Annotated in this window: 23 protein-coding genes; 12 read left to right on the forward strand and 11 right to left on the reverse strand. The window is 71.2% G+C overall.

Annotated elements, in window-relative coordinates; translation table 11 throughout:
• Positions 1-220: 220 nt before the first annotated feature.
• A complete protein-coding gene (locus tag MYMAC_RS29135; RefSeq protein WP_239989076.1) occupies positions 221-529 on the forward strand; it encodes a substrate-binding domain-containing protein in 309 nt (102 codons plus the stop codon).
• A 70-nt stretch (positions 530-599) separates the two neighbouring features.
• Here the strand turns inward: MYMAC_RS29135 and MYMAC_RS29140 are convergent, their stop codons facing one another.
• Genes MYMAC_RS29140 through MYMAC_RS29150 form a run of 3 tightly spaced genes read right to left on the reverse strand, consistent with a single transcriptional unit; the run spans position 600 to position 3,215 of the window.
• Positions 600-1,406, reverse strand: a complete 807-nt coding sequence (locus MYMAC_RS29140) for an ABC transporter permease (protein WP_013938307.1) — start codon at positions 1,404-1,406, stop codon at positions 600-602.
• A gap of 1 nt (position 1,407) precedes the next feature.
• The gene (locus tag MYMAC_RS29145; protein ID WP_095960444.1) at positions 1,408-2,211 is read right to left on the reverse strand and encodes an ABC transporter permease; all 804 of its coding nucleotides are present in this window, start codon (positions 2,209-2,211) and stop codon (positions 1,408-1,410) included.
• Positions 2,208-3,215 carry an ABC transporter ATP-binding protein gene (locus MYMAC_RS29150; RefSeq protein ID WP_013938305.1) on the reverse strand — a complete coding sequence of 336 codons (1,008 nt, stop codon included), beginning with the start codon at positions 3,213-3,215 and terminating at the stop codon, positions 2,208-2,210. The genes MYMAC_RS29145 and MYMAC_RS29150 overlap by 4 nt, the downstream gene beginning before the upstream one ends.
• A 125-nt stretch (positions 3,216-3,340) precedes the next feature.
• Between MYMAC_RS29150 and MYMAC_RS29155 the strand changes: the two genes are divergently transcribed.
• A complete protein-coding gene (locus MYMAC_RS29155) occupies positions 3,341-4,561 on the forward strand; it encodes a small ribosomal subunit Rsm22 family protein (RefSeq protein WP_095960445.1) in 1,221 nt (406 codons plus the stop codon).
• A gap of 975 nt (positions 4,562-5,536) precedes the next feature.
• On the opposite strand, the gene MYMAC_RS29160 is transcribed toward MYMAC_RS29155, so the two are convergent.
• The 3 genes from MYMAC_RS29160 to MYMAC_RS29170 all read right to left on the reverse strand — a co-directional run bounded on the left by MYMAC_RS29160 (position 5,537) and on the right by MYMAC_RS29170 (position 6,725).
• Positions 5,537-6,022 (reverse strand): transposase, encoded by a 486-nt coding sequence (locus MYMAC_RS29160; RefSeq protein ID WP_095960446.1) that lies wholly within the window; start codon positions 6,020-6,022, stop codon positions 5,537-5,539.
• Between the two features lie 29 nt (positions 6,023-6,051).
• Positions 6,052-6,438 carry a helix-turn-helix domain-containing protein gene (locus MYMAC_RS29165; protein ID WP_095960447.1) on the reverse strand — a complete coding sequence of 129 codons (387 nt, stop codon included), beginning with the start codon at positions 6,436-6,438 and terminating at the stop codon, positions 6,052-6,054.
• Positions 6,439-6,533: 95 nt separating this feature from the next.
• Positions 6,534-6,725 (reverse strand): hypothetical protein, encoded by a 192-nt coding sequence (locus MYMAC_RS29170; protein ID WP_013938303.1) that lies wholly within the window; start codon positions 6,723-6,725, stop codon positions 6,534-6,536.
• A 229-nt stretch (positions 6,726-6,954) separates the two neighbouring features.
• Between MYMAC_RS29170 and pip the strand changes: the two genes are divergently transcribed.
• Positions 6,955-7,923: a prolyl aminopeptidase gene (gene pip, locus MYMAC_RS29175; RefSeq protein ID WP_013938302.1), complete on the forward strand. Its 969-nt coding sequence runs from the start codon at positions 6,955-6,957 to the stop codon at positions 7,921-7,923.
• 16 nt (positions 7,924-7,939) lie between these two features.
• Here pip and MYMAC_RS29180 read toward each other — a convergent pair whose 3' ends face one another.
• Positions 7,940-8,773 carry a YhfC family intramembrane metalloprotease gene (locus MYMAC_RS29180; RefSeq protein WP_095960448.1) on the reverse strand — a complete coding sequence of 278 codons (834 nt, stop codon included), beginning with the start codon at positions 8,771-8,773 and terminating at the stop codon, positions 7,940-7,942.
• 73 nt (positions 8,774-8,846) lie between these two features.
• Positions 8,847-10,247 (reverse strand): M20/M25/M40 family metallo-hydrolase, encoded by a 1,401-nt coding sequence (locus MYMAC_RS29185; protein ID WP_204817008.1) that lies wholly within the window; start codon positions 10,245-10,247, stop codon positions 8,847-8,849.
• 82 nt (positions 10,248-10,329) lie between these two features.
• Between MYMAC_RS29185 and MYMAC_RS29190 the strand changes: the two genes are divergently transcribed.
• The 3 genes from MYMAC_RS29190 to MYMAC_RS29200 all read left to right on the forward strand — a co-directional run bounded on the left by MYMAC_RS29190 (position 10,330) and on the right by MYMAC_RS29200 (position 13,649).
• On the forward strand, positions 10,330-10,704 hold the full coding sequence (locus MYMAC_RS29190) for a response regulator (RefSeq protein WP_011555961.1): 375 nt from the start codon (positions 10,330-10,332) through the stop codon (positions 10,702-10,704).
• Between the two features lie 16 nt (positions 10,705-10,720).
• The gene (locus MYMAC_RS29195) at positions 10,721-11,782 is read left to right on the forward strand and encodes a TIGR02266 family protein (RefSeq protein ID WP_239989077.1); all 1,062 of its coding nucleotides are present in this window, start codon (positions 10,721-10,723) and stop codon (positions 11,780-11,782) included.
• 238 nt (positions 11,783-12,020) lie between these two features.
• Positions 12,021-13,649, forward strand: a complete 1,629-nt coding sequence (locus MYMAC_RS29200) for an ATP-binding protein (RefSeq protein WP_095960451.1) — start codon at positions 12,021-12,023, stop codon at positions 13,647-13,649.
• Here the strand turns inward: MYMAC_RS29200 and MYMAC_RS29205 are convergent.
• Positions 13,627-14,517, reverse strand: coding sequence for a ferredoxin reductase domain-containing protein (locus MYMAC_RS29205; protein ID WP_204817010.1), 891 nt, complete (start codon positions 14,515-14,517; stop codon positions 13,627-13,629). The two genes, MYMAC_RS29200 and MYMAC_RS29205, sit on opposite strands and share 23 nt — an antisense overlap.
• 224 nt (positions 14,518-14,741) lie before the next feature.
• Between MYMAC_RS29205 and MYMAC_RS29210 the strand changes: the two genes are divergently transcribed.
• The 3 genes from MYMAC_RS29210 to MYMAC_RS29220 are packed head-to-tail and all read left to right on the forward strand — an operon-like array spanning position 14,742 to position 18,393.
• On the forward strand, positions 14,742-15,494 hold the full coding sequence (locus MYMAC_RS29210) for a lysophospholipid acyltransferase family protein (protein WP_095960453.1): 753 nt from the start codon (positions 14,742-14,744) through the stop codon (positions 15,492-15,494).
• 35 nt (positions 15,495-15,529) lie between these two features.
• Entirely contained in the window at positions 15,530-16,687 is a 1,158-nt protein-coding gene (locus MYMAC_RS29215; protein WP_095960454.1) for a THUMP domain-containing class I SAM-dependent RNA methyltransferase, read from the forward strand.
• A complete protein-coding gene (locus tag MYMAC_RS29220) occupies positions 16,684-18,393 on the forward strand; it encodes a pseudouridine synthase (protein ID WP_095960455.1) in 1,710 nt (569 codons plus the stop codon). Before MYMAC_RS29215 ends, MYMAC_RS29220 begins: the two co-directional genes overlap by 4 nt.
• A 224-nt stretch (positions 18,394-18,617) precedes the next feature.
• On the opposite strand, the gene MYMAC_RS29225 is transcribed toward MYMAC_RS29220, so the two are convergent.
• Both MYMAC_RS29225 and MYMAC_RS29230 read right to left on the reverse strand, forming a co-directional pair.
• Positions 18,618-19,643, reverse strand: coding sequence for a class I SAM-dependent methyltransferase (locus MYMAC_RS29225; protein ID WP_043712848.1), 1,026 nt, complete (start codon positions 19,641-19,643; stop codon positions 18,618-18,620).
• The gene (locus tag MYMAC_RS29230; protein WP_095960456.1) at positions 19,553-20,119 is read right to left on the reverse strand and encodes a NifU family protein; all 567 of its coding nucleotides are present in this window, start codon (positions 20,117-20,119) and stop codon (positions 19,553-19,555) included. Before MYMAC_RS29230 ends, MYMAC_RS29225 begins: the two co-directional genes overlap by 91 nt.
• A 164-nt stretch (positions 20,120-20,283) precedes the next feature.
• Between MYMAC_RS29230 and MYMAC_RS29235 the strand changes: the two genes are divergently transcribed.
• The 3 genes from MYMAC_RS29235 to MYMAC_RS29245 all read left to right on the forward strand — a co-directional run bounded on the left by MYMAC_RS29235 (position 20,284) and on the right by MYMAC_RS29245 (position 22,516).
• On the forward strand, positions 20,284-20,820 hold the full coding sequence (locus tag MYMAC_RS29235) for a DUF2378 family protein (RefSeq protein ID WP_095960457.1): 537 nt from the start codon (positions 20,284-20,286) through the stop codon (positions 20,818-20,820).
• 27 nt (positions 20,821-20,847) lie between these two features.
• Positions 20,848-21,288, forward strand: coding sequence for a hypothetical protein (locus MYMAC_RS29240; RefSeq protein WP_013938289.1), 441 nt, complete (start codon positions 20,848-20,850; stop codon positions 21,286-21,288).
• Between the two features lie 67 nt (positions 21,289-21,355).
• Positions 21,356-22,516 (forward strand): GNAT family N-acetyltransferase, encoded by a 1,161-nt coding sequence (locus tag MYMAC_RS29245; RefSeq protein WP_095960458.1) that lies wholly within the window; start codon positions 21,356-21,358, stop codon positions 22,514-22,516.
• Positions 22,517-22,549: the final 33 nt, after the last annotated feature.

Here is a 22,549-nt window from a genome sequence, read left to right on the forward strand (position 1 = left end):
TTCAAACATGAGTGGGGGTCCTTTTTGGAACGGGGGGGGGTGCGCGGCGGAACCGCGCCCGGCGCCTTTACCCCACACATGTCCAGAGGGACCATCGCACCACTCAAAACTGAACACATTAAATACATGGGGCCGCAGACACCCACCGTGCGGGGTGAAAGACAAAGGCGGCCGCATCAGGCCAGGCAATTCACGTAATAAATGAATTGCGAGCGAGCGAATGATGGCTCGGATTGAGACGCAGCCCGGTGCCGTGAACACCCGAGGCGAAGCCGCGGCCGCGCTGCTGAAGAAGGCCGTGGCCGCAAACCCGGACTGGCTGGTGGTGCTGGACCGCGGCGCGGCGACGGGCGGTGGCCAGAACAAGGCCCTGGAGACGCTGGGCAAGCACCCGGAGCTCAGCAAGACGGCGGCCTTCAAGGCGGGCCGCGTCATCGTGGTCGACGCGCCGAGCTGGTATCTGGTCGGCGGCCGCACCGCCAATGTGACGCGAATCGTCCAGGACCTGACCCGCGCCGTGAAGCAGTAGCCCCCGGCGAGCGGCCTCCCCTCCCCAGGGCCTCCTGAGTCAGCGCCCTGGGGAGCCGCCTCCCGGCGCGTCAGCTACTCGCCGACGTGTAGCGGCGGATGGAGCGCAGCCACACCTGGCGGGAGCCCCAGGCGAAAATCCCCGCGCCCGCCACCGCCCCCAGCAGCGACTGGAACGGGAGCCGTCCCAGCATCGCCTGCGCGGGGAAGGTGGTCATCAGCGCCAGCGGAATGACATACGTGAACACCATCGTCAGCGCGCCGCGCCCCACGCCCTGGAACACGGAGGACGGCCAGCGCGCGAAGTCGAAGATGGAGGTGAACAGGTACGTCAGGTTGTCCACCCGCACCACGAAGAACGCCGCGCTCACCGTCAGAATCCACAGCGAGTAGAGCAGGAGCGTGCTCGTCCCCAGCAGCAGCACGGAGGCCAGCAGCCCCGTCACCGACGGCCACCGCCCCAGGTGCGTGAAGGCGTAGACGAACAGGCCCACGCCCGTCAGCACGTTGAAGGCCCGCCACGGCTGGAAGCGCTGCGTGGACACCAGGAACTGCGCGTCCGCGGGCTTGAGCAGCACGAAGTCCAGCGTGCCCTTGCGGATGTGCTCCACCACGCCCGTGAGGCTGGGGTTGATGGCGCCCTCCAGGATGCCCTGGAGCAGCGTGAACCAGCCCACCACCAGCAGCGCCTCGCCGAAGCTCCACCCTTCGATGTTGGGGCGCTCCCCGTAGACGACGAACAGCGGCGCCAGCGCGGTGAAGGTCCAGAAGAGCGACGTCAGCCCCTCCGTGAAGAAGTCCGCGCGGTACTGGAGCGACAGCAGCCCCGACGCCTTGAGTTGAATGCCCAGGAGCCGCAGATAGCGCTTCAGATTCACCTCAGCCCCCGAACGCCGCGAAGCGCCGCACGCCCTGCTTCCACGTCACCGCCGCCAGCCCGCCCAGCACCGCCACCCAGGCCCACTGGGCCGCCAGCAGCCGCAGCGACTCCTGCCAGCCGTAGGCCCCCGTCAGCATCTCCACCGGCACGCCAATCTGATAGCGGAAGGGCAGCCAGTCGATGATGGCGCGCAGCGTGGGCGGCAGGAGCTCCACCGGATACATGTAGCCGGAGCACACGAAGAAGAGCACCAGCCACACCTCCAGCACCTTCTGGCTGCTCTCCAGGAAGAAGCACAGCGCGCCAATGGCCACGTTGGCCAGGAAGGCCACCGCCCACCCGCCAATCACCGACAGCACGAAGAAGCCCCACTGCCACGCGTGCTGGGGCACCGCCTTCTCCCCCACCAGCGCCACGCTCAGCAGGACCACCGGCACCGCGACCAGCAGGCGCATGGGGAAGGCGGCGATGCTCTCCACCGCGTAGGTCCACAGCGGTGAAATGGGACGGAGCAGGCGCATGGCCAGCGTCCCCTGCTTCACCTCCCAGTTGATGAGCCAGGCGGCCCAGGACGTGGCGAGCTGCCGCACCGCGAAGGTGGCCAGGAAGTAGCTGATGAAGTCCGCCTCGCCGAAGCGGCCCACCGGTGCCTCGCGTGACACCGCCATCCACAGCACCATGTTGACCAGCGGCATGGTGGTGGACAGCACCCAGATGAGCATCTCCGCGCGGTAGGCCACCGCCTCCGCGAAGCCCACGCGCAGCAGCGTGGGGAAGGCGCGCAGCACCGTCCGGGCGCTCATGCGGGCACCGGCTCCGGCGCCGCCGCCCGGCGCGCCTTCGACTCCGCGAACAGCTCGCTCATCACCTCTTCCAGCGGCGCGTTCTCCACCGTGAGGTCCATCACCGGAAGCGTGGACAGCGCCCGGGTGATGGTGGCGTTGACGGCCTCCTGCTGCACCTGGAGCACCGCCGAGCCCGGCTCGTGCGTGACCACCTTGCCCAGCGGCGCCAGGCGCGCGGCGTCCACCTCCTCGGACAGTCGCAGCACCACGCGCTTCTCCGGCCGCACCCGCTGCACCAGCGCGTCCAGCCCGCCGTCATACGACAGGAGCCCCTTGTCGATGACGATGACGCGGGGGCACAGCGCCGCCACGTCGTCCATGTAGTGGCTGGTGAGGATGAGCGTGGCGCCGTACTTCTCGTTGTACTCCTTGATGAAGGTCCGCATGGTGGCCTGCATGGCCACGTCCAGGCCGATGGTCGGCTCGTCCAGGAAGAGCACCCGGGGCTGGTGGATGAGGGCCGCGGCCAGCTCGCACTTCATCCGCTCGCCCAGGGAGAGCTGCCGGGTGGGCTTGCCGATGAGGTCTCCGATTTCCAGGAGCTCCACCAGGTCCGACATCGTCTTCTTGTACTGGGCCTGGGGCACGTCGTAGATGGCGCGGTTGAGCTCGAACGTCTCCGCCGGAGGCAGGTCCCAGAGGAGCTGCTGCTTCTGCCCCATCACCAGCATGATTTTCTTGAGGAAGGCCTCCTCCCGCTTCTGCGGGACGTGGCCGTCCACCGTCACCTCGCCGTCCGAGGGGTAGAGCAGGCCGGAGAGCACCTTCAGCGTCGTCGTCTTCCCCGCACCGTTGGGGCCCAGGAAGCCCACCCGCTCCCCGGGGCGGATGTCGAAGGAAATCCCATCCACGGCCTTCACCGTGGTGTAGCTACGGTGGACGAGCGAGCGGAGGGCCGCCTTCAGGCCCGGCGGGCGCTTGTGGACTTTGTAGTGCTTGCGAAGGCCGCGAACGGAAATCATGTGCGGCCAGGGTTTAACGCGGTCTCCCCCTCCATGGCGACCTCCCCGTTGACGCCTTGGCGGGACGACAATTGGTTGGAAACGGCCGCGGCGAAGCGCGGCTTCACAGGTGAAGGCTGGACCGGATGAGCAACGCATACAGCAAGGACCTGGAGCGATGGATGCCGCGGCTCATCGCCGTCTGGCGCGCGTCCCGCGGCCGGGGTGGCGCCGGCGGACCGGAGACGCGCCTGACGCCCCAGGAGGTGAAGGAGGTGGCCGCCGGGGTCCGCCAGCTCTCCCTGGGCCTCACGCGGGAGCGGCAGCTCGCCGGCGCCCGCTACATGGATGACCCGAAGCTCCTGGGCGCCTACCTGCTCTTCTACTGGCCGGTGTCCTACGCGCAGGCCCGGCAGGTGCTCGGCGAGCTGCCGAGCCGCCCCCGGCAGGTGCTCGATTTGGGCAGCGGTCCGGGCCCGGTGGCCTTCGCCGCGCTGGACGCGGGCGGGGGCCAGGTCACCGCCGCCGACCGCAGCAAGCCCGCGCTCACCCTGGCGCGCAACCTGGCCGCCGAGGCCGGCGAGGCCCTGGCCACCCGCGACTGGGACCCGACGAAGAAGGGCGCCGCGCTGCCCGAGGGGCAGTTCGACCTGATTACGATGGGCCACGTCGTCAACGAGCTGTACGGCGCGGGCGACGCGGCCATCGCGCCCCGCGCCGCGCTGCTGGAGACGATTCTGGCGAAGGTGAAGCGCGGCGGCAGCCTGCTGGTGATGGAGCCGGCGCTGCGCGAGACGAGCCGCGGCCTGCTGCAGGTGCGCGACGCCATGGTGGCCAGGGGCTACGCCATCCGCGCGCCCTGCATGTACCGCGGCCCCTGCCCCGCGCTGGTGAAGGAGACGGACTGGTGCCACGCCGAGCGCGCCTGGCCCATGCCGCGCGTGGTGGAGGAGCTGGCGCGCGCGGCGAGCCTGCACAAGGAGTCGCTGAAGATGAGCTACCTGGTGCTGGCCCCCAAGGACGAGGCGTGGCCGGAGCTGACGCCCGGGCGGCTGTTCCGCATCGTCTCCGAGCCCCTGGAGGGCAAGGGCCGGCACCGCTACATCGGCTGCGGCCCCGAGGGGCGCGTGGGCCTGGCGATGCAGGAGCGCCACCGCAACGAGCGCAACGAGCGCTTCCTCAAGCTGAACCGGGGCGACGTCATCTCCGTGACGGAGACGGAGCCCAAGGGTGACGGGCTCGCGCTCGACGAGCGCACCGAGGTGCGGATGGTGGCCCCCGCCGGCAAGCAGGTGCCGCCCCCACCGCCGAAGGAGGACGCACCGTCAGGCCCGGGAGCCGGCCCGCGCCCGGGCGCGCCCTCCTGACAGCAGCCTGCCCATTTACGGTGCTCCCTTGCCGTGAAAGGGAGCAGTCATAGCTGGGGCGGGCGACATGCGCCGTAGGAAGTGGCTGAGGGACAAGGGCGGGGGCGTCAGCTGACGGGCGTGTGGGGAATCAGGCGGAGGAGAGGCCCGCTGCCGGGGATGGCCCATCTACGCGCGAAGAGGGTGTCCCATTCCACGCCATGTCCGGGGCCGCTGCCGACCGGCCTTCTGGGTGGAGGGAACGTTCATTCCACCGGGCCTCCATGGGGAGGGGCCCTCCGCCTTGGCATGACCGGAGGGGGGCCGCTGCCGACCGGCCTTCTGGGTGGAGGGAACGCTCATTCCACCGGGCCTCCATGGGGAGGGGCCCTCGCATTGGCATGACCGGCGGGGGCCGCTGCCGACCGGCCTTCCGGGTGGAGGGAACGTTCATTCCGCGAGGACCGACATGGGGAGCTTCCCTCCGCCTCGGCATGGCCGGCGGGGCCCACGGCCGGCTTCCTTCCGGTTGAAGGGAACGTTCATTCCGCGAAGACCGACATGGGAGCTTCCCTCCGCCTCGGCATGGCCGGTGGGGCTCACGGCCGGCTTCCTTCCGGGTGGAGGAAACGTTCATTCCGCGAGGACCAGATGGAGAGCGCGCCGCCTCCTTGCTCGAAATGGACCTGCCGCCCCGCGAGGGTGCTCCCGCCCGGTGGTGCGGTCTCCCCCCTTGGAATGAACGTTCCTTCCAGCGGGGCTGTGTCCCGGGAGCGTCACTCCCTCGTGGGATGGGCGCTCGATTTCCGGGCTTCCGACTTCGGCAGGGTTGGGTGTCCAGGGCTGGAATGAACGTTCCGTCCCAAAGGTCCGAGACTTGGGGGCGCGCCCCTCCGCCCGGAATGGACGTTCCGGTCCGGGGGGCCTTGGCGCTCACGGGGCAGGCTCCCTCCAGGTGGAATGGACGTTCCATTCCGGCGCGCCTCATAGCGCAGCTCAGATGGCCTGAGCGACAGAGTAACCGCAGTGGGCGAACCAGCCCGCTGCGTCGCTTGGGGAGATGGCCGCCAGGGCGAGGTGGATGCCCTGGCGCAGGGCGGAGCGGGTACGAAACCTCCACTTGCGCAGCCGCGCCTTGACCTTGCTCCATGCCAGTTCGATGGGGCTGAAGTCGGGACTATAGGGAGGCAGGAAGACGACCCGGGCGCCGCGCGATTCGATGACGTCGATGAGCGCTCGGCACTTGTGGGCGGCCAGATTGTCCCAGACTTCCAGGCTGGTGCCCCCCTCGACTTCCATATGGGCTTCGATGCCCTGGTGCGTCAGCGCGCCGAGGACCGTGGTGACGCAGCCGCGGTTGCGCGGCACCGCCTCGCCCGTCAGGCGCTCTCCGGCAGGCGCCCGCCCGTGCGTGCGAGTCATGTCGGTGCGGCTGCCCATCTCATCCACCACGACGAGCTTGTCGGGCGCCCCCTTCCTCATGCCCAGCGCGTACGCCCAGCGAAGGCCCTCTACTGCCTGGGTGTCGCGCTCGGTCGCGTGGAGGGATCTTTTTTACGCGTCAACCCCATGCGCCGCAGCGCTCGATTCACCGTGGTGTGGTTGATGGCGCACCCAGCACGTACCGCATAGACGCGTGCCAACTCCTCGTCAGTGGCGTCGGGACGCTCGCATACCAGGCGCCGTAGCACTTCTTCGCCCGCTGCATCCACCTTGCGAGGGGCCCCGCCCCCATGAGGACGCGCACGGACGCTGCCGGTTGTCTCGAAGCGAGCGATGTAGCGCCGCACCGGGGCATAGCCGAGCATGAAACGACGGGCGATGGCACTCTTGCCCTCGCCCTCTTGCCAGGCGGCGATGACACGCTCGCGCAGGTCAAGTGAATGGGTACTGGACATGGCAGGCGACTCCGCCTGCTCCCGTCATCCACACCCCGCTATGAGTCAGGCACCGGGCTCCTGCCGCTTCGGGGCCGGTGCATCCGAAGTCCGGCTCAGTGCCGGACCTGGGAGTAGCCTCCCGTCAGCACGTCGCACATGTGGCGGAAGGCCTTCACGCCGTCCTTCATGGCGCCCACGGTACCCTGGGCCAGGACGGTGGCCTGGACGCGGACCAGCTTCAACCGGCGCGGCGCGCGCGCCTGGAGGGGGACAGTCACAGGACGGATGAGCGAAGCGATGTTCATGGCGTGCTCCGTGGGGTTGGGAGACAGCCGGAAGTCTCCACCCCGTCCGCGAAGTCCGCGTCGCGGCGCGGTGAACTCGCGGTCACATCGTCCGTGGCCTGCCTGACAGTGTGCCCCCCGGGCAGGGAGGACGCCGCACATTCCAGGCGCCCTGCCCCTGGCGGACGGAAGGCCCTGGACGGACGCCCTGTTAGGGTCAGCCGTCCCACCGCCACGGAAGGCCTGCCCTGTGTCCGTTCCTCCCCGGCCGCTGCGTTCGCTGTACCCGCCCCTGGAGCCCTACCGCGCCGGACGCCTGCGCGTCTCTGGAGGGCACGAGGTGTACTTCGAGGAGAGCGGCAACCCGGAGGGCAAGCCGGTGCTCTTCGTCCACGGCGGCCCGGGCGGCGGGACGGACCCGCGCCAGCGCCGCTTCTTCGACCCGGCCGCGTACCGCATCATCCTGTTCGACCAGCGCGGCTGCGGACGCAGCACCCCGCACGCGAGCCTGGAGGAGAACACCACCTGGGACCTGGTGGCGGACATGGAGCGGCTGCGCGAGCACCTGGGCGTCCCTCACTGGCAGCTCTTCGGCGGCTCGTGGGGCAGCACCCTCTCGCTGGCCTATGCCCAGACACACCCCGAGCGCGTCACGGAGCTGGTGCTGCGCGGCATCTTCCTTCTGCGCAAGCAGGAGATTGACTGGTTCTACCAGCGCGGCGCCAGCGCCCTGTTCCCCGACGCGTGGGAGTACTACCTGGAGCCCATTCCGCCCGAGGAGCGCGGGGACTTGCTGACGGCCTACCACCGCCGGCTGATGGGCCCGGACGTAAAGGCGCAGCAGGAGGCGGCGCGCGCGTGGAGCGTGTGGGAAGGCCGCACGAGCTGCCTGTACCCCAACGCGGAGCTGGTGGCGCGCAACAGCGGGGACGCCTTCGCGCTCGCCTTCGCCCGCATCGAATGCCACTACTTCGTCAACCGGGGCTTCCTGCGCAGCGACACGCAGCTCCTCGACGACGTGCACCGCATCCGCCACATCCCCGCCGTCATCGTCCAGGGACGCTATGACGTGGTGTGCCCGCCGGAGAGCGCCTGGGCGCTGCACAAGGCCTGGCCGGAGGCGGAGTTCGTCATGGTGGCCGACGCGGGCCACTCCGCGAACGAGCCGGGCAACACCTCCGCGCTGGTGGAGGCCACGGACCGCTTCCGCGGCCGCTGAGCCGGCGCGCCGGGCCTCACGTCAGGCCTGGCGCCACCGACTCGCGCGCGGCCTCCACGCGGCGGAAGTACACGATGACCCACACGCTCAGGAGCGCGGCCACCGTCACCATGCCCTCGCCCGCGAGCGCCCCGAACCGCGTCCCCCACGCCGCGGTGGCCAGCTTGCCCACCACCACCGTCAGCGCGTTGAAGCTGGCGTGGGCCGCCACCGCGAACCAGTACCACCTCACCTCGCCGCGGAGAAAGCGCTGGAGCACCACCACCGACAGCGCGATGTGCACCGCCATGGCGCCCAGCCGCTCGTAGGCGCCCAGCAGCGGCATCCACCAGTCCAGCGCGGCGATGGTGGCCTTGGCCTCCACCACCTGCGCCGCCTGCTCGGGCTTCAGCGACAGGGTGGACGGGTCCAGGGCCGACAGGACGATGACGTTGACCAGCCCCAGCACCGCCAGGCCGCCCACCAGCAGCGCCGACTCCAGGCCGCCGTGGCCCGCGCCGAAGCCCACCGCGTCACGCCAGCGGCGGAAGTCCTTCAGCGGCTTGCGGAAGGCCCACAGCCGCGCCGTCTCCTCGAAGAGGCCGGCGGTGAGGGACAGCACGGCAATCCAGGCGCCCAGGAGCACCGACGACGCCTTCAGCGCGTCCCGCATGAAGTACTGCGCCACCTGCACCATCGGCAGCCGGGTGAGCAATTGCGACAGCGCGAACGCCGCCGCGCCCCAGCCCACCACCTTCCACGACGCGCCCAGTCGCCTGCGCGCCCACAGCACCACGCCCACCGGCATCAGCACGTCGAAGGCGATGGCCACCGCGTAGCTGGCGACCAGCCTCGTATCCACAGCGTCCATGGGACCTCTCCCTCCATGCGGCCGCCCGCCCCCCCGGCGAGCCGTCATCCAGGGCCAGGGGAAGGCGCGGGCCTCAGGCCCGTGACGCGCTCAGCGCCTCGGCCAGCTCCGCGTAGAGGTGGATGGCGCTGCGGATGGACTTCTCCCAGTCGCCCAGGTGCAGGCTTTCATTCTCCGAATGGGCATACGTGTACGGGTCCTCCACGCCGATGAGCAGCGCGGGCACGCCGCCCAGCTCCTTCGCGAAGGGCTCCACGAAGGGGATGGACGCGCCGCAGCCAATGGCCACCGCCTTCGTGCCATAGCCCTTCTCCAGCGCGCGGAAGGCCGCCTGGAACGCGGGGTGTGACGGGTCCGTGTACCACCAGCCAGACGCGCCCTCCGTGTCGAAGTGGACCTCCAGCCCCCAGGGGCACACCTCGCGCAGGTGCGCCTTCAAACGCTGCTCCACGTCGCTCGCCTCCAGGTCCGGGACGATGCGGATGCCCACGCGCGCCCACGCCGAATCACAGATGATGTTGCGCGCGTCCTTGCGGCTGCTGGCCTGGATGGCGTTGATGGCGATGCTCGGCTGACGCCAGTTCATCTCCCACGGGTGCGTGCCGCCGCCCAGCACCTGCGCGCCCGGCAGCAGGCCGGACTGCGCGCGGAAGTGCGCCTCGTCACCGGGCAGCGCCTGGATGCTCTGACGCTCGCCTTCCGTCAGCGGCTTCACGCGCTCGCGGAGGCCCTCGATGGCGATGGAGCCGTCCGCGTGCGTCAGCGTGGCCAGCATGCGGCACAGCGCCATCACGGGGTCCGGCACCGGCCCGCCCCACATGCCCGAGTGCACCGCCTGCCGCAGCGCCCGGACCTCCACGTCCACCGTGACGAGCCCGCGCAGCGCGGTGGTGATGGATGGCAAGCCCGTGTCGAAGTTGGACGTGTCCGTGAGGACGATGGCGTCCGCCTTCAACAGCGCCGCGTGCTTCTGGAGGAAGGCGCCCAGGAAGTTGCTGCCAATCTCCTCCTCGCCCTCGATGATGACCTTCACGTTGAGCGGGAGCTGCCCCGCGCCCTTCAGCCACGACTCCACCGCGGACGTGTGCACCACGATGCCCGCCTTGTCGTCCGCCGAGCCGCGGCCGTACAGCCGACCGTCACGCTCCACCGGCTCGAAGGGCGGGCTCTTCCACGCCGCCTCGTCGCCCGCCGGCTGCACGTCATGGTGCGCGTAGAGCAGCAACGTGGGCCTGCCCGGCGCCTTGAGCACCTCGCCATAGACATAGGGATGCGTGCCCTCGATTTCGAGTAGCTGAACGTTTTCAAAACCACGGTCCTTCAGCAGCCGCGCGGTGGCTTCCGCGCTGCGTCGTACCTGCGTCGCATCGAAGCCAGGAAATGAGACACTGGGAATGCGCACGAGGGACTTGAGGTCCTCGAGGTACGTCTGCTTCCGCGACTCGAAGTGTGAGAGAGCGTTGTCTGTGGACATGCTCACCCCTTAACCCAAAAAGGCGGGCAGGCGTGCCATGTCCCCGCGCGGATGTTGCGCGGTCCAAGTATCATCCGGAGCCATGTCCGACACCCCGACCCTGCTGCTCGTCGATGACGACAGTTTCGTGCGCCGTATCCTCAAGGACGTCATCGCCGACACGGGCATCGAGCTGCGCCTGCTCGAGGCCGCGGACGGCGAGGAAGGGCTGGCCGTCGCCGCGCGCGAGAAGCCCGCGGTGATGTTCCTGGACCTGTTCATGCCGAAGAAGAGCGGACTGGAGGTCCTGGGCGCCATCAAGGCGGTGTCGCCCACCACGCGAGTGCTGGTCATCAGCAGCATGGACGCGGAGCCCGTGGTGGAGCAGGCCATGGCGGCGGGCGCCGTGGGCTTCGTGGGCAAGCCCTTCCATCCGCTCGAGATCGCCTCGGCCGTGCGCCAGGCGCTGGCTCACTGACCTCCGGGGTGCCTGCGTGTCGTCTTCTGCTGTCAGTTACTGGGTCGCGGACAATCTCGGACGTGTGCTGGGGCCCCTGGCGCTCCAGGCCCTCCGGGAGCTGATTGCCTCCGGACGCTTGAAGGCCGCGGTGCGCGCCTCGCGGGACGGGACGAACTGGGTCGCCCTGCCGGAGCTGCCCGAGCTGCGGGACTTGTTCGCCAGCGCGCGGCCCACGCCCTCCGTGGAGCAGCAGCAGGCCGAGCGCCTGCGCGCGCAGATGCGCGCGATGCAGAGCCTGCCGGCCCATGAAGTCTTCGGCCTCAAGCCCACCGCCAACCTGGACGAGCTGCGCCTGGCCTACTTCCGCATGGCCAAGCGCTTCACGCCGGACCACCTGGCCCCGGACACGCATCCGGAGCTGAAGAAGGTGTCGGCGGAGATTTTCGATTTCCTCTCGCGCCGCATGCGCGACGCGGAGGCCACCTGGACGCAGGCGGCGCAGGCGCCCCGCCCGCCGCCGCCCGTCGTGGCCGCGGCGCCGAGGCCCGTCGTGCCCGCGCCGCCCCGGCCGCCCCCGGTGGTGCACGCGGCGCCCGCCGCCGTGGCCCCCGCCCCGCCGCCGCGCCCCGTGCAGGCCGCGCCGGTGATGGCCCGGGCGCCCATCGCGCCGCCCCCACCCGCCCCGCCGCCGCCCGCGCCGTCCACGCGACGGGCCGCGGCGGCGCCCACGTATTCCAGCGCGGAGTTCGTTGGCCTGGAGCGGCGCTCCGACGACCGCATCCACGCGGACGTGAAGGTGACCCTGCAGACCGCGGGCATCTTCACCGACCACCGCATCATCAACCTGTCGTCGGGCGGCCTGTTCATCGCCACCGACAAACCGCTGCGGCTGGGGACGCTCGTCGAGCTGACGCTCCGCTTCGACGAGCCGCCCCGGGTGCTCACGCTGCGCAGCTCCGTCATCTGGGAGAATTCGCTGGAGGACGGAAAGAACCCGCGCGGCTACGGGTTGCGTCTGAGCCACCTTCGCCCGGAGGAGAAGGAGTTCGTCCAGAAGTACCTGGCTCGCGCCAAGGAGCTGAAGAAGAAGCCCTGAGGCGGCCGCTACAGAATCTGCCCCAGGAACACCGCCCCCATCAGCACGAAGGCCGCCATCACGGCCATCACCGACTTCAGCTCCAGGTCATCGCGGTCCATCAGGTTCATGAAGTTCATCGTCGTGCCCTCCGGGTGTCGCCCCTCGCCCTTCCCTACGGGGTGCGGGAAAACCCATTGCGTCCGCCGCTGCCAGCTCCGCGGGAGTCCGCTTGCGGAGGGTGTGACGGCCTCAGAGGATGACCGCCGTGACCACTGCCTCCGCCGCGGACCGGCTGCTCGAAGCGATGCCCCTCCCCACCGCCATCCTCCGCGGCGAGCAGGTGCTACGGGTCAACACGGCGCTCGCCACCCTGCTGGGTGTTCCAGCGGCGGAGCTGGAGGCCCTGCCGCTCTCGGAGAGCATCCGCCGCTTCGTGCCGGAGGAGCGCGGCTGGGTGGAGCCGATGTACCAGACGCTCAGCCAGGGCGGACCGATACCCGAGCGGCCCGTCTGGGTCCGCGTCCAGCCGGCGCACGGCCCCCAGCGCACGTTGTCGGTGTGGCACGCGCCTGGGGCGCACGCGGACGAGCTGGTGGTGGTGCTGCTGGAGGCGGAGGCCGAGGACTCGGTGCGGCGCCTCACGGAGGCGCTGGTGGTGGCCGCCTCGACGATGCTGCGCTGCCGGGATGAGCGCTCGGTGCTGGAGACGGCCGTGGAGGCCATCTACCGCCAGGGCTTCTCCGTCTCCATCATGCGCGTGGAGGGGGACGCGTTCCGCTACGGGCCCGCGCGGCAGAGCCCCTTCAACGTCGCCGACGCCGAGGCCGTCTACGGCATGCCCCTGGACGCCGTGCGGATTCCCCGTCCGGCCCTGCCGCACCTGCTGGAGGTGCTCGAGCGGCGCAAGGCCGTCTTCCACCACGACATGCTCGGCGTGGCCCGCTATCCGGACGCCCCCGACGGGGTGGCGCCCGTCCACCAGCTCCATCCACCAGACACGCGCGGGCTGGACGCGCCCGTCCTCGTGGAGGGCCAGCCGTATGGCGTGCTCTGCGTGCAGGGCCCCGCCCTCACGCCCGCGGGCGCCAGCACCCTGGAGCTGTTCGCGCAGCTCGTGGGCGGCGCGCTGGAGAACGTGCGTCACCACCAGACGTCCGCGGTGCGGCTGGAGGAGGTGTCCCGGCTCCAGGACGAACTGGTGGCGCGCGAGCGGCTGGAGGTGCTGGGCGAGGCCGCGGGCGTCGTGGCCCACGAGGTCCGCAACCCGCTGGGCGCCATCCTCAACGCGGTGGCGGTGCTGCGCCGCGAGGCGCACCTGGGCCCCACGGGCCAGGCCGCGGTGGGCATGCTGGAGGAGGAGGCCATCCGGCTGGAGGACATCGTCCGGGACTTGCTGGACGTGGTGCGCCCGCTGGAGCCGCGCCCCCGGCCCGTGCAGCTCGGCGAGCTGGTGCGCCGCGCGCTGGGACAGATGCACGGCCCGCCGGACGCGCCCACGCTGCGCTTCAGCGTGGACGAGGCCGCGGGGACGCCAGCGCTCGAAGGTGACGAGACGCTGCTCCAGCTCGCGGTGACGCACCTGGTGCGCAACGCCGTGCAGGCCTCGCCCGCGGGCGGCAAGGTGCGGATGACGGTGGAGCCCGCGGACGGCGGCGTGCGCCTGGTGGTGGAGGACGAAGGGCCCGGCATCCCGGACGTGGACCCGCAGCGCGTCTTCCAGCCCTTCTTCCTCACGCGCGCCAATGGCCGCGGCCTGGGGCTGGCCATCGTCCGGCGCGTGGTGCTGGCGCACGAGGGCAGCGTGCGCGCCAGCAGCCGGCCCCGGGGCGGCGCTCGCTTCGAGCTGTGGCTGCCGCTGGTGCCTAGCCGTATGTCTCCCGTTTGATGCGCTTGTCGTCGATGCCCAGCGCGTGGAGGTGGCCCAGCACCGTCTCCATGAAGCGCGGCGTGGAGGGCGTGCGCGTCTCCAGCGCCTTGCGCCGGTCCCACGGCGTAATCGCCGGGCCGCACGCGTACACCAGGCACGTGTCCCGGTCCTGAATCAGCTCCTCCAGCAGGGCCTGGTGGACGCGGCCCTTGCGCACGTCGGCGCCGAAGCGCGACTCGTCCGTCTCCCGCGTGAGGGTGTGCACCACGCGCACGCGGTCGGGGTGCGCACGCGCCAGCGCGGCCAGCTCGTCGCCGTACAGCACGTCCCCCCACGTCTTGTTGGAGAAGAGGAAGGTGTGGCGCAGCTTCAGCCCCCGGTGGAGCGCGTCCTTGAGGATGGCGAAGTTGGGCACCGCGCCGGAGCCGGCCACCAGGTGGACGATGTGGCCGGTGCGCGCCTCCACGTCCTCTGGCAGCACGTAGGGCCCCATGAAGGCCATGACCTTCAGCCGCGCGCCGGTGAGGCGGCCGTGCACCAGGTAGGGCGACAGCAGCGGCGGATAGCGGGTGAGGCCGGGGATGAACTCCTCGTCCTTCACGGTGATGGCCACCAGCGGCTCGTGCGGCGCGGAGGCGAGCGAGTAGGAGCGCTGCGGCTCCTTGCGCCCCTTCTGCTCCTGGAGATAGGCGGACAGGCGCGCCAGCGCGGGGAACTGGTGCGGGTCGATGTTGAGGAACTGCCCGGCCTTGTAGTCCAGCGGCACCCCGCCGAAATCCAGGAACAGCGTCGCCGTGTCGTGCGTGTCCATGCGCACGTGGTCGACGGTGACCTCGTACTCCACGGGCTTCCTGGCGCGCGACGCGCGGACTTCGACCAGACTCATGCGCCCTCCCATAGCCAACCCGTGTGGAGGGTGGGAAGAGGGGAAGCAAAAACCGTCCCGCCCCCCAGTCCCACATGAGCGTTGGCTGTACGACGGCCTGCCCGGCAGACGAGGCGCCAGGACAGGAGAGGTGCTGACGCGCGACACTCATCGGAACTACATCTGCGGGTGGAGCGTTGAGGGCCTGGGACGACCGCCCCCCCCGAGCTAGAGGCGACCGACACGTGCTGCGCATTCTCTTCTTCCTGATGTCGAAGCTGCCAGAAGGCGCCCGCCAGCAGGTGGTCCGCGCCCTGATGGATGGCGTCTGGGACACCCTGGCGAACGAGAGGGTCCTGGGGCGGGAGCACCTCCCGGACCAGCCCTGCCTCTTCCTTTGCAACCACCTGTCCAACGCGGACGGCTTCACGCTGGACCGGGCCTTCCGGCCGCGCAAGGTCGTCTTCCTGGCCGGGGTGAAGCTGAAGACCACGGTGATGACGCGCCTGGCCTCGGAGACGATGGAGACCATCGCCATCAAGCCCAACTCGCCCGACATCGAGGCGATGCGGCGCGCGCTGGAGACGCTCAAGGCCGGCAAGTCGGTGCTCATCTTCCCGGAGGGCGCGCGCAGCCGCACCGGCGCGCTCACCCAGGCGAAGAAGGGCCTGTCGCTGATTGCCAGGCGCGCGGGGGTGCCGGTGGTGCCGGTGGCGCTGCAGGGCACGGAGAAGCTGATGCCCATCAACGACTCGGACATGGGCGGCGAGCGGCTGTTCAAGGCCGACGTCTTCGTGCGCTTCGGCCCGCCCTTCCGCGTGGAGGCGCTGGAGGCCGAGGTGGCGGGCGCCGAGGACCCGCGCCAGGCGCTGGTGGACGCGATGATGCGCCGGGTGGCGGAGCTGCTGCCGCCCGACTACCGCGGTGTCTATGCGGATGTCCCCGCTCCGCCAGCCCCGTCGCCGGACTGGGAGCGGCCTTCCGCGCCCGCGTCCTGAACTGAGGCATTGCGGCGCGCGCCGGGACGCGGACAATGGGCGCCCTCGTGACGCGCGCCCCCACCGACGAACAGCTCTTTGTCTCCACCCTCCCCGGCCTGGAGCCCGCCCTGGAGGCCGAGGCCTCCGCGCTGGGCTGGAGGCCCCACCGCGTGGAGGGCGGGGTGGCGCTGGAGGGCCCCGCCGGACTGCACCAGGACGCCAACCTGCGCCTTCGCTGCGCCAGCCGCGTGCTGCTGCGCGTGGGCAGCTTCCGCGCGGGTGACTCCGACGCGCTCGCGGACCGGCTGGCCGGACTGGATTTGTCTCACGTCTGGGATGGGCGGCTTCCTCCGAAGCTGTCGGTGAGCCTGCACCGCTCGCCGGTGCCCGGGCCGGACGTGGTGCTCTCCGCGGCGGCGTATGCGTGGGGGGTTCCCTCGGTGGAGCGCGCGGGGCCGCTCGACGAGGAGGGCGGAGGCCCGGGGCTGACGTTGCTGGTGCGCGTGGAGGGGGACGCCTTCACCGTGAGCGCCGACACCAGCGGAGAGGCCCTGCACCGGCGCGGCTACCGGCAGGAGGTCAGCCGCGCGCCGCTGCGTGAGACGCTGGCGGCGGGCATCCTCCGGCTGGCCGGCTACGACGGCACGCAGCCCCTGGTGGACCCCATGTGCGGCTCGGGCACGTTCCTGGTGGAGGCCGCGTGGATGGCCATGCACCGGGCACCGGGGCTGCTGCGCGCGTTCGCCTTCGAGGCCTTCCCTTCCTTCGACGCCGAGGCCTGGAGCCAACGCAAGGCGCGCGCGGAGGCGGAGGCCCTGCCCGCGCCCACGGCGGCGCTCCATGGCTATGACCTCAACGCGGGCTCGCTGGGGACGGCGCGGCGCAACGCTCGGCGCGCGGGCGTGACGCTCGCGCTGGAGCGGCAGGACGCGCGGACGCTGAAGGCGCCCGTGGCGGGTCCGGGGCTGGTGGTGGTGAATCCGCCCTATGGCAAGCGCGTGGGCGAAGCCGAGGATTTGCCCGCGCTGTACCGGGCGCTGGGGAACACGCTGCGCGGCGGCTTCGCGGGGTGGCGCGCGGCGGTCATCCTTCCGGACGAGGCGGCCCTGGTGAAGGCGCTGGGACTCGCGGGCGCGCGGAGCCTCCCGGTGAAGAACGGCGGGCTCCGGTGCCGGTTGCTGCTGACGGAGCCCTCGGCGGGACGCTCGTGAGCGCGGGCGGTGGGCCGCACCTCGCCGCCGGACCGTGGTTCACGCCCTTCGAGCCGCAGCCCCTCGCGGACGAGCTCCCGGAGCGCTTCCCGAGCCCCTTCGACGAGGGGGCGCCCCACGCGCTGGCATGCCGGGCGGCGGAGTGGCTTCAGCGCGAGCTCCGGGCGGGCCGGCTCGCGCCCGGGCTTCCGGCCTCGTGTCTCGACACCACCGCCGGTGGGAAGATGTTCGGCGTCCTCGCCGTCCGAGCGCCTGACGGACGCATCGGGTTCCTCCGCGCCTTCTCTGGGATGCTGGAGGGTCGTTGGGACCTGCCTGGCTTCGTGCCTCCCCTCTTCATTCGTGACGCGCGGGAGCAACTGGAGCCCTCGGGCGAGGCCTTGGTGAAGCGCCTGATGGCCCGCGAGGAGGCTTTCCGGCAATCGCCCGAGCGTGCCGCCCTCCTCGCGGAAGATGACGCGTTGGTGGCGCGCCACGCGGAGGCTCGCGCGGCGCTGCGTGCCACGCACGACGCCCGGAAGAAGCAGCGCCACGCGCGGCGCGCGGATATCGCGGCCTCGGCAGGACTGAGTGAGGACGCGAGGCGGGCGGCGGTGCATGCGCTCGACCAGGAGAGCCGGAGGGACAAGGCGGAGCTGCGCGGGCTGGAGGCGGAGCACGACGAGGCGCGACGGACGCTCTCACCGCTGCGGGCCCGCCTGGAGCGGCGGCTGCGCGCCATGGAGCGGCTGCGGCGCATCGTCTGCCGTGCACTGATGAAGCGCCTGCACGACACCTACGTGGTGCCCAACGCCCGGGGCGAGCGCCGTCACCTGCGCGACCTCTACGCGAGCGACGAGCCCCCCTCGGGCGCGGCGGACTGCGCCGGCCCCAAGCTGCTGGCACATGCCCTCACTCAAGGCTTCCAGCCCCTGGCGCTCGCGGAGTTCTGGTGGGGCGCACCGCCTCCCGCGGGAGGCCGGGCCGCCGGCGCGTACTACCCTGCCTGCAAGGACAAGTGCGGGCCGCTGCTGCCGTACATGCTGGAGGGACTTTCCGTCGCCGCGCCTCGCCCCTTCATGGTGCCTACGCTGCCACCCCGGCCACTGGACATCGTCTTCGAGGACGAATGGCTCGTGGTGGTGGACAAGCCGGAGGGCCTGCTCTCCGTCCCCGCGAAGGACGTCTCGGTGGAGGACTCGGTGCTGGCCCGGCTGCGCGCGCGCGCTCCCGGCGCGACGGGGACGATGCTCGCGCACCGGCTGGACCTGGACACGTCGGGGCTGCTCGTCGCCGCCAAGGACGCGCGCACCTACGCGGCGCTGCAACGGCAGTTCGCGGGGCGCGAGGTGCACAAGCGCTACGTGGCCTGGGTCGAAGGCAGCGTCCGGGGCGAGCGTGGCACCATCGACTTCCCCATGCGCGTGGACCTGGACGACCGGCCCCGCCAGATTCACGACCCCGTGCACGGCAAACCCGCGGTGACGGAGTGGCACGTGCTCGAACGCAGCCAGGGCCGCACGAAGGTTGCCCTCTTCCCGCTCACCGGGAGGACGCACCAGTTGCGCGTCCATGCGGCCCATCCGCTCGGCCTGGGCGCGCCCATCGTCGGTGACCGTCTCTACGGGCATCCGGGCTCCCGGCTGCACCTCCATGCGGAGGCCCTGTCGTTCCAGCACCCCGCCACGGGACAGCGCCTCACCCTGGAGCGGCCGGCGCCCTTCTGACCTCGCCTGCGCAGGCCACCCACCTGCGCGGCATGCGGCACCGCGGCGCCCGCGGCGGAGCACCCGCGAGGAGGGCCCCGGGGCGAGCCTCAGACCTTGCTGTTTGGAAATGTCGGGGGTTTTGCGCCTGGAAATGTCCCGACATTTCCGAACAGCGAGCGCTCCGAACGCGCCCCAGGCCCTGCCCATTCAGCCCAGGGCGTACACCTGCGCAGCGGCGTGGCTCACGCCTCGGAGCCGGCGGAGGCCGGCGCTGGCTCGGACGAAGCAGGTCCAGGGGACTCCGGCGCCTCCGTCGAGGAGACGGTTCCCCCGGCCGCCGCCGTGGGCTTCACGCCCAGCTCGCGCGTCAGCTTGGGCGTCACGCCGGTCTCCGCCAGCAGCCGCTCCAACTGCGCGCGCGCGCGCCGGTTCTCCCGGTGCACCCGGCGGCCCAGGATGAGCTCGTTCTTCAACGAGTGCTCCCAGCCCGTCAGCTCCGTCACCGTCACCTGGTAGCCGAAGGCCTCCAGCGTCAGCGCGCGGATGACGTTCGTCAGGTGCGAGCCGAACTCGCGCCGGTGCCACGCGTGCGCGTACAGCAGCGACATGGAGCCACTGCTGGCCACGACGGGGCGCTTCTCCTTGAGCTGCGCGGCCACCTCCGCCTGGCAGCACGGCACCACCGCCACGTGGTCCGCGCCATGGCGGATGGCCGCGACGAGCGCGTCATCCGTGGCCGTGTCACACGCGTGCAGCGCCATCAGCAGGTGGATGCGCTCCGGGTACGTCGCCGTGTCGATGTGCGCCGTCTGGAACTGCATCCGCGTGAAGCCCAGCCGCTGGGCGCGGCCCTGGGCCCGCTCCGTCAGCTCCGGCCGGCCTTCAATGGAGAGCAGCGCGCCGCTGTCCGCGTTCTTGAGGAACAGCTCGTAGAGGACGAAGCCCAGGTAGGCGTTGCCGCTGCCCGCGTCCACCATCACCGCGTTGGGGTGGCGCGCCTGGACGTCCTCCACGGCGGGGCGCAGGAGGCCCATCAGGTGGTTCACCTGCTTGAGCTTGCGCAGCGCGTCCGCGTTGAGGTGCCCCTCGCGCGTGAGCAGGTGCAGCTCGCGCAGCAGCGCGGGGGACTGGTCCGGCAGCAGCTCCCGCCGGACCTGCGAGGCCTTGACGTTGCGCCTCAGACGGACACCACTTCGAGCACCTCGGGAATCATCTCCCGCAGGCGCCCCTCGATGCCCATCTTCAGCGTCGCCGTGGACGACGGGCAGCCCGCGCACGAGCCCTTCATGTGCAGGTAGACGATGCCGTCCTCGAAGCGGTCCAGGGTGATGTCACCACCGTCCATGGCCACCGCCGGGCGGATTTCGCTGTCCAGGATGTCCTGGATGCGCCCCTCCACCGAGCCACCCGCGCCCTGCCCGGCCGCCTCGCGGGCCGCCGCCAGCGCCGCCTCGTCCACCACCGGCTCGTTGGCCGTCAGGTGCGTGTCGAGCGTGGCCATGACCTCGTCATTGAGCTCGTCCCACTCCCCCTCCTCCCCCTTCGTCACCGTCACGAAGTTGGTGCCAATCATCACCGCCGTGACGCCACGCACGTCCATCAGCTTGCGCGCCAGCGGGGACTTCACCTGGGCATCGTCGCGGTTCGTGATGTTCACCGCGCCGCCCGCCAACAACCGCCGGTCCACCACGTACTTCAGCGTGCTGGGGTTCGGGGTCCACTCGAGCTGGATGTTCACCGACATTCAATTCTCCTTGGACGTCTCCTCTAAGGCGCTCGCGGCCCCATAGCAACCCGGCTCGCGGGCTGGCAATCGCCCCGCGCCCCCGCGCCTCCCCTCCTGGTCGGCATCAACCTGGAATACAGGAAATACATGAACTCATAGTGGATTTCGCGTAGACTCCTGGCATGCCCCCTCCCATGCCTCGCATCCCCGCCAGCGTGTTCGAGGGACTGTTCGTGCGGGGGCTCCAGGCGGACGCCGCCCTGCTGCGGGAGCTGGAGACGCTGGGGTACGACAGCCGGAAGCCGGAGCTGGACTACCCCATCACCCTCTGGCAGCGGGCGGTGGCCCTGGCGCGGCGGGAGCGCTACGCGGAGCTCGGTGACGAGGACGCCTACCGGCGACTGGGCCGCCAGAGCGTCCTTGGCTTCGCGCAGACGTTGGTGGGCCGCATGACGGCGGTGGCCCTGCCCCTGATTGGCCCGGCGCAGACGCTGGAGCGGGTGCCTCGCTACCTGGCGATGATGGGCCGCTCGGACCTGGACGTCTCGATGTCCCCCGAGGGCGAGCGGGGTCGCCGCATCTCCATGTCGGACCGCTTCAACCGGCCCGAGCTGATGGCGGGGGGCCTGGAGGCCATGTTGGAGCTGGCCAACGCCCGGCCTCGAATCACCGTGGAGGAGCGCAGCAGCGAGGGGTACCGTCTGCTCGTGCGCTGGTAGCCCACCAGCCCCGCCCCGGAGCTCCGCGTGCCCTACCCGCCCAGACTCGCCCACCTCGCCACCCGCGCCGTGGTGGTGGCGAAGCTCATGCCCACCTACGCGCAGGCGCACCACATCGACGAGGAAGAAGCGGCGCAGCGGCTGTCCAGCGCGCTCTCGGGGCGGATGCTGCCCTCGCTGCTGGAGGCCGCGTGGGACGCCATGCGCGGCAAGGCGAAGCGGCTCACCGATGACGGGCTGGTGGAGAAGGTGGCCACCACCTTGAGTGAGCGGCCCCTGCGGCCGGGGCGCATGGCCCCCATGAGCCCGGCGCTCAGCGCCTTCTTCATCCTGGTGGACCTGGAGGTGGGCACCGCGGGGGACGCCGCGCGGCGGGTCATGGAATCGGACGAGGGACGCCGCCGGGGGGCGGAAGGACTGGCGGAAGCCGGACGCTTCCTCGCCGCGGAGCTGACCCGCGGGAAGTAGCGCCCGGACAGCCGTGGCAGCAGCGGGTACGCATCGTTATAGGCTCGCCCTGGCCCAGGCTCCGACGATGTCCACCCCGCTCCCCACCACGCTGCGCATCCTGCGCTCCCTCACCGAGCTCCCCCGCGCCACGTGGGACGCGCTGGTGGACGCCCGGGCCACGCCGTTCCTGGAGTGGACCTTCCTCGCCGCGCTGGAGGAGAGCGGCTGCGCGGCGCCGGAGCGGGGCTGGCACCCCCGCCACCTGACGCTCTGGCGCGGCTCGCGCCTGGTGGCCGCCGCGCCCGCCTATCTCAAGGACGACAGCGACGGCGAGTTCGTCTTCGACAGCCCCTGGGCCACCGCCGCCGAGCGCGCCGGCCTGCGCTACTACCCGAAGCTCGTCCTCGCGGTCCCCTTCACCCCCGCCACCGGGCGCCGCGTGCTGGTGGCCCCGGGCGAGGACCGCGCCGCGCGCGAGGCGGAGCTGCACGCCGCCGCCCAGGAGTTCGCCCGCGCCGAGCGCCTGTCCGGCGTCCACGTCCTCTTCCCCACCGAAGAGGAGCTGCCCGTCCTGGAGGCCCAGGGCTTCGCCGTGCGGCTGGGCGTGCAGTACCACTGGCGCAACCGGGGCTACCGGACGCTGGAGGACTTCCTCGCCCGCTTCCACGCCAGGCGCCGCCACCAGCTCCGCCGGGAGCTGCGGGCCCTGTCCGAGCAAGGCATCTCCGTCCGCACCCTGCGGGGGGAGGCCCTGGCCAACGTGGACCCGGACACCGTCTACCGCCTGTACGCCGCCACGGTGGACAAGTACCCGTGGGGCCAGCGCTTCCTCACCCCGGACTTCTTCGCCCGGCTGCTCGCCCGCTTCCGCCACCGCTGCGAGTGGGTGGAGGCCCGCCGGGAAGGCCGGCTGGTGGCCGGTGCGTTCAACTTCACTGGTGCCAACGTTCTGTATGGCCGTTACTGGGGCTGCTTCGAGGAGCATCCCTTCCTTCACTTCAACGTCTGCCTGTACCACCCCGTCACGGAGGGCATCGCCTCCGGCCTGGAGCGCTTCGAGCCGGGCGCGGGCGGGGAGCACAAGCTCACCCGGGGCTTCGAGCCGCGCCTCACGTACAGTGCGCACCTGCTCCTCCACCCGGGCATGGACAGGGCCGTGCGCGGCTTCCTGGCCCACGAGCGGGCAGCCGTCGAGGGGGGCCTGCCCCAGTGGCGGGCGGAGACTGGTTTCAAGGAGGGGGAGTGAAAATCCCCCGTCCGTTCAGCAAGGGAGTCCGAA

Origin of the sequence: Corallococcus macrosporus DSM 14697, assembly GCF_002305895.1 — a bacterium.
Lineage (GTDB): Bacteria > Myxococcota > Myxococcia > Myxococcales > Myxococcaceae > Myxococcus > Myxococcus macrosporus.

Excerpts from the sequence above, each read along its gene's own strand:
- MYMAC_RS29135 (WP_239989076.1), top strand. The coding sequence starts at position 221 with ATGATGGCTCGGATTGAGACGCAGCCCGGTGCCGTGAACACCCGAGGC.
- MYMAC_RS29145 (WP_095960444.1), bottom strand. The coding sequence starts at position 2,211 with ATGAGCGCCCGGACGGTGCTGCGCGCCTTCCCCACGCTGCTGCGCGTG.
- MYMAC_RS29150 (WP_013938305.1), bottom strand. The coding sequence starts at position 3,215 with ATGATTTCCGTTCGCGGCCTTCGCAAGCACTACAAAGTCCACAAGCGC.
- MYMAC_RS29155 (WP_095960445.1), top strand. The coding sequence starts at position 3,341 with ATGAGCAACGCATACAGCAAGGACCTGGAGCGATGGATGCCGCGGCTC.
- MYMAC_RS29160 (WP_095960446.1), bottom strand. The coding sequence starts at position 6,022 with ATGAGGAAGGGGGCGCCCGACAAGCTCGTCGTGGTGGATGAGATGGGC.
- MYMAC_RS29165 (WP_095960447.1), bottom strand. The coding sequence starts at position 6,438 with ATGTCCAGTACCCATTCACTTGACCTGCGCGAGCGTGTCATCGCCGCC.
- MYMAC_RS29170 (WP_013938303.1), bottom strand. The coding sequence starts at position 6,725 with ATGAACATCGCTTCGCTCATCCGTCCTGTGACTGTCCCCCTCCAGGCG.
- MYMAC_RS29180 (WP_095960448.1), bottom strand. The coding sequence starts at position 8,773 with ATGGACGCTGTGGATACGAGGCTGGTCGCCAGCTACGCGGTGGCCATC.
- MYMAC_RS29185 (WP_204817008.1), bottom strand. The coding sequence starts at position 10,247 with ATGTCCACAGACAACGCTCTCTCACACTTCGAGTCGCGGAAGCAGACG.
- MYMAC_RS29190 (WP_011555961.1), top strand. The coding sequence starts at position 10,330 with ATGTCCGACACCCCGACCCTGCTGCTCGTCGATGACGACAGTTTCGTG.
- MYMAC_RS29200 (WP_095960451.1), top strand. The coding sequence starts at position 12,021 with ATGACCGCCGTGACCACTGCCTCCGCCGCGGACCGGCTGCTCGAAGCG.
- MYMAC_RS29205 (WP_204817010.1), bottom strand. The coding sequence starts at position 14,517 with ATGAGTCTGGTCGAAGTCCGCGCGTCGCGCGCCAGGAAGCCCGTGGAG.
- MYMAC_RS29215 (WP_095960454.1), top strand. The coding sequence starts at position 15,530 with ATGGGCGCCCTCGTGACGCGCGCCCCCACCGACGAACAGCTCTTTGTC.
- MYMAC_RS29230 (WP_095960456.1), bottom strand. The coding sequence starts at position 20,119 with ATGTCGGTGAACATCCAGCTCGAGTGGACCCCGAACCCCAGCACGCTG.
- MYMAC_RS29235 (WP_095960457.1), top strand. The coding sequence starts at position 20,284 with ATGCCCCCTCCCATGCCTCGCATCCCCGCCAGCGTGTTCGAGGGACTG.
- MYMAC_RS29245 (WP_095960458.1), top strand. The coding sequence starts at position 21,356 with ATGTCCACCCCGCTCCCCACCACGCTGCGCATCCTGCGCTCCCTCACC.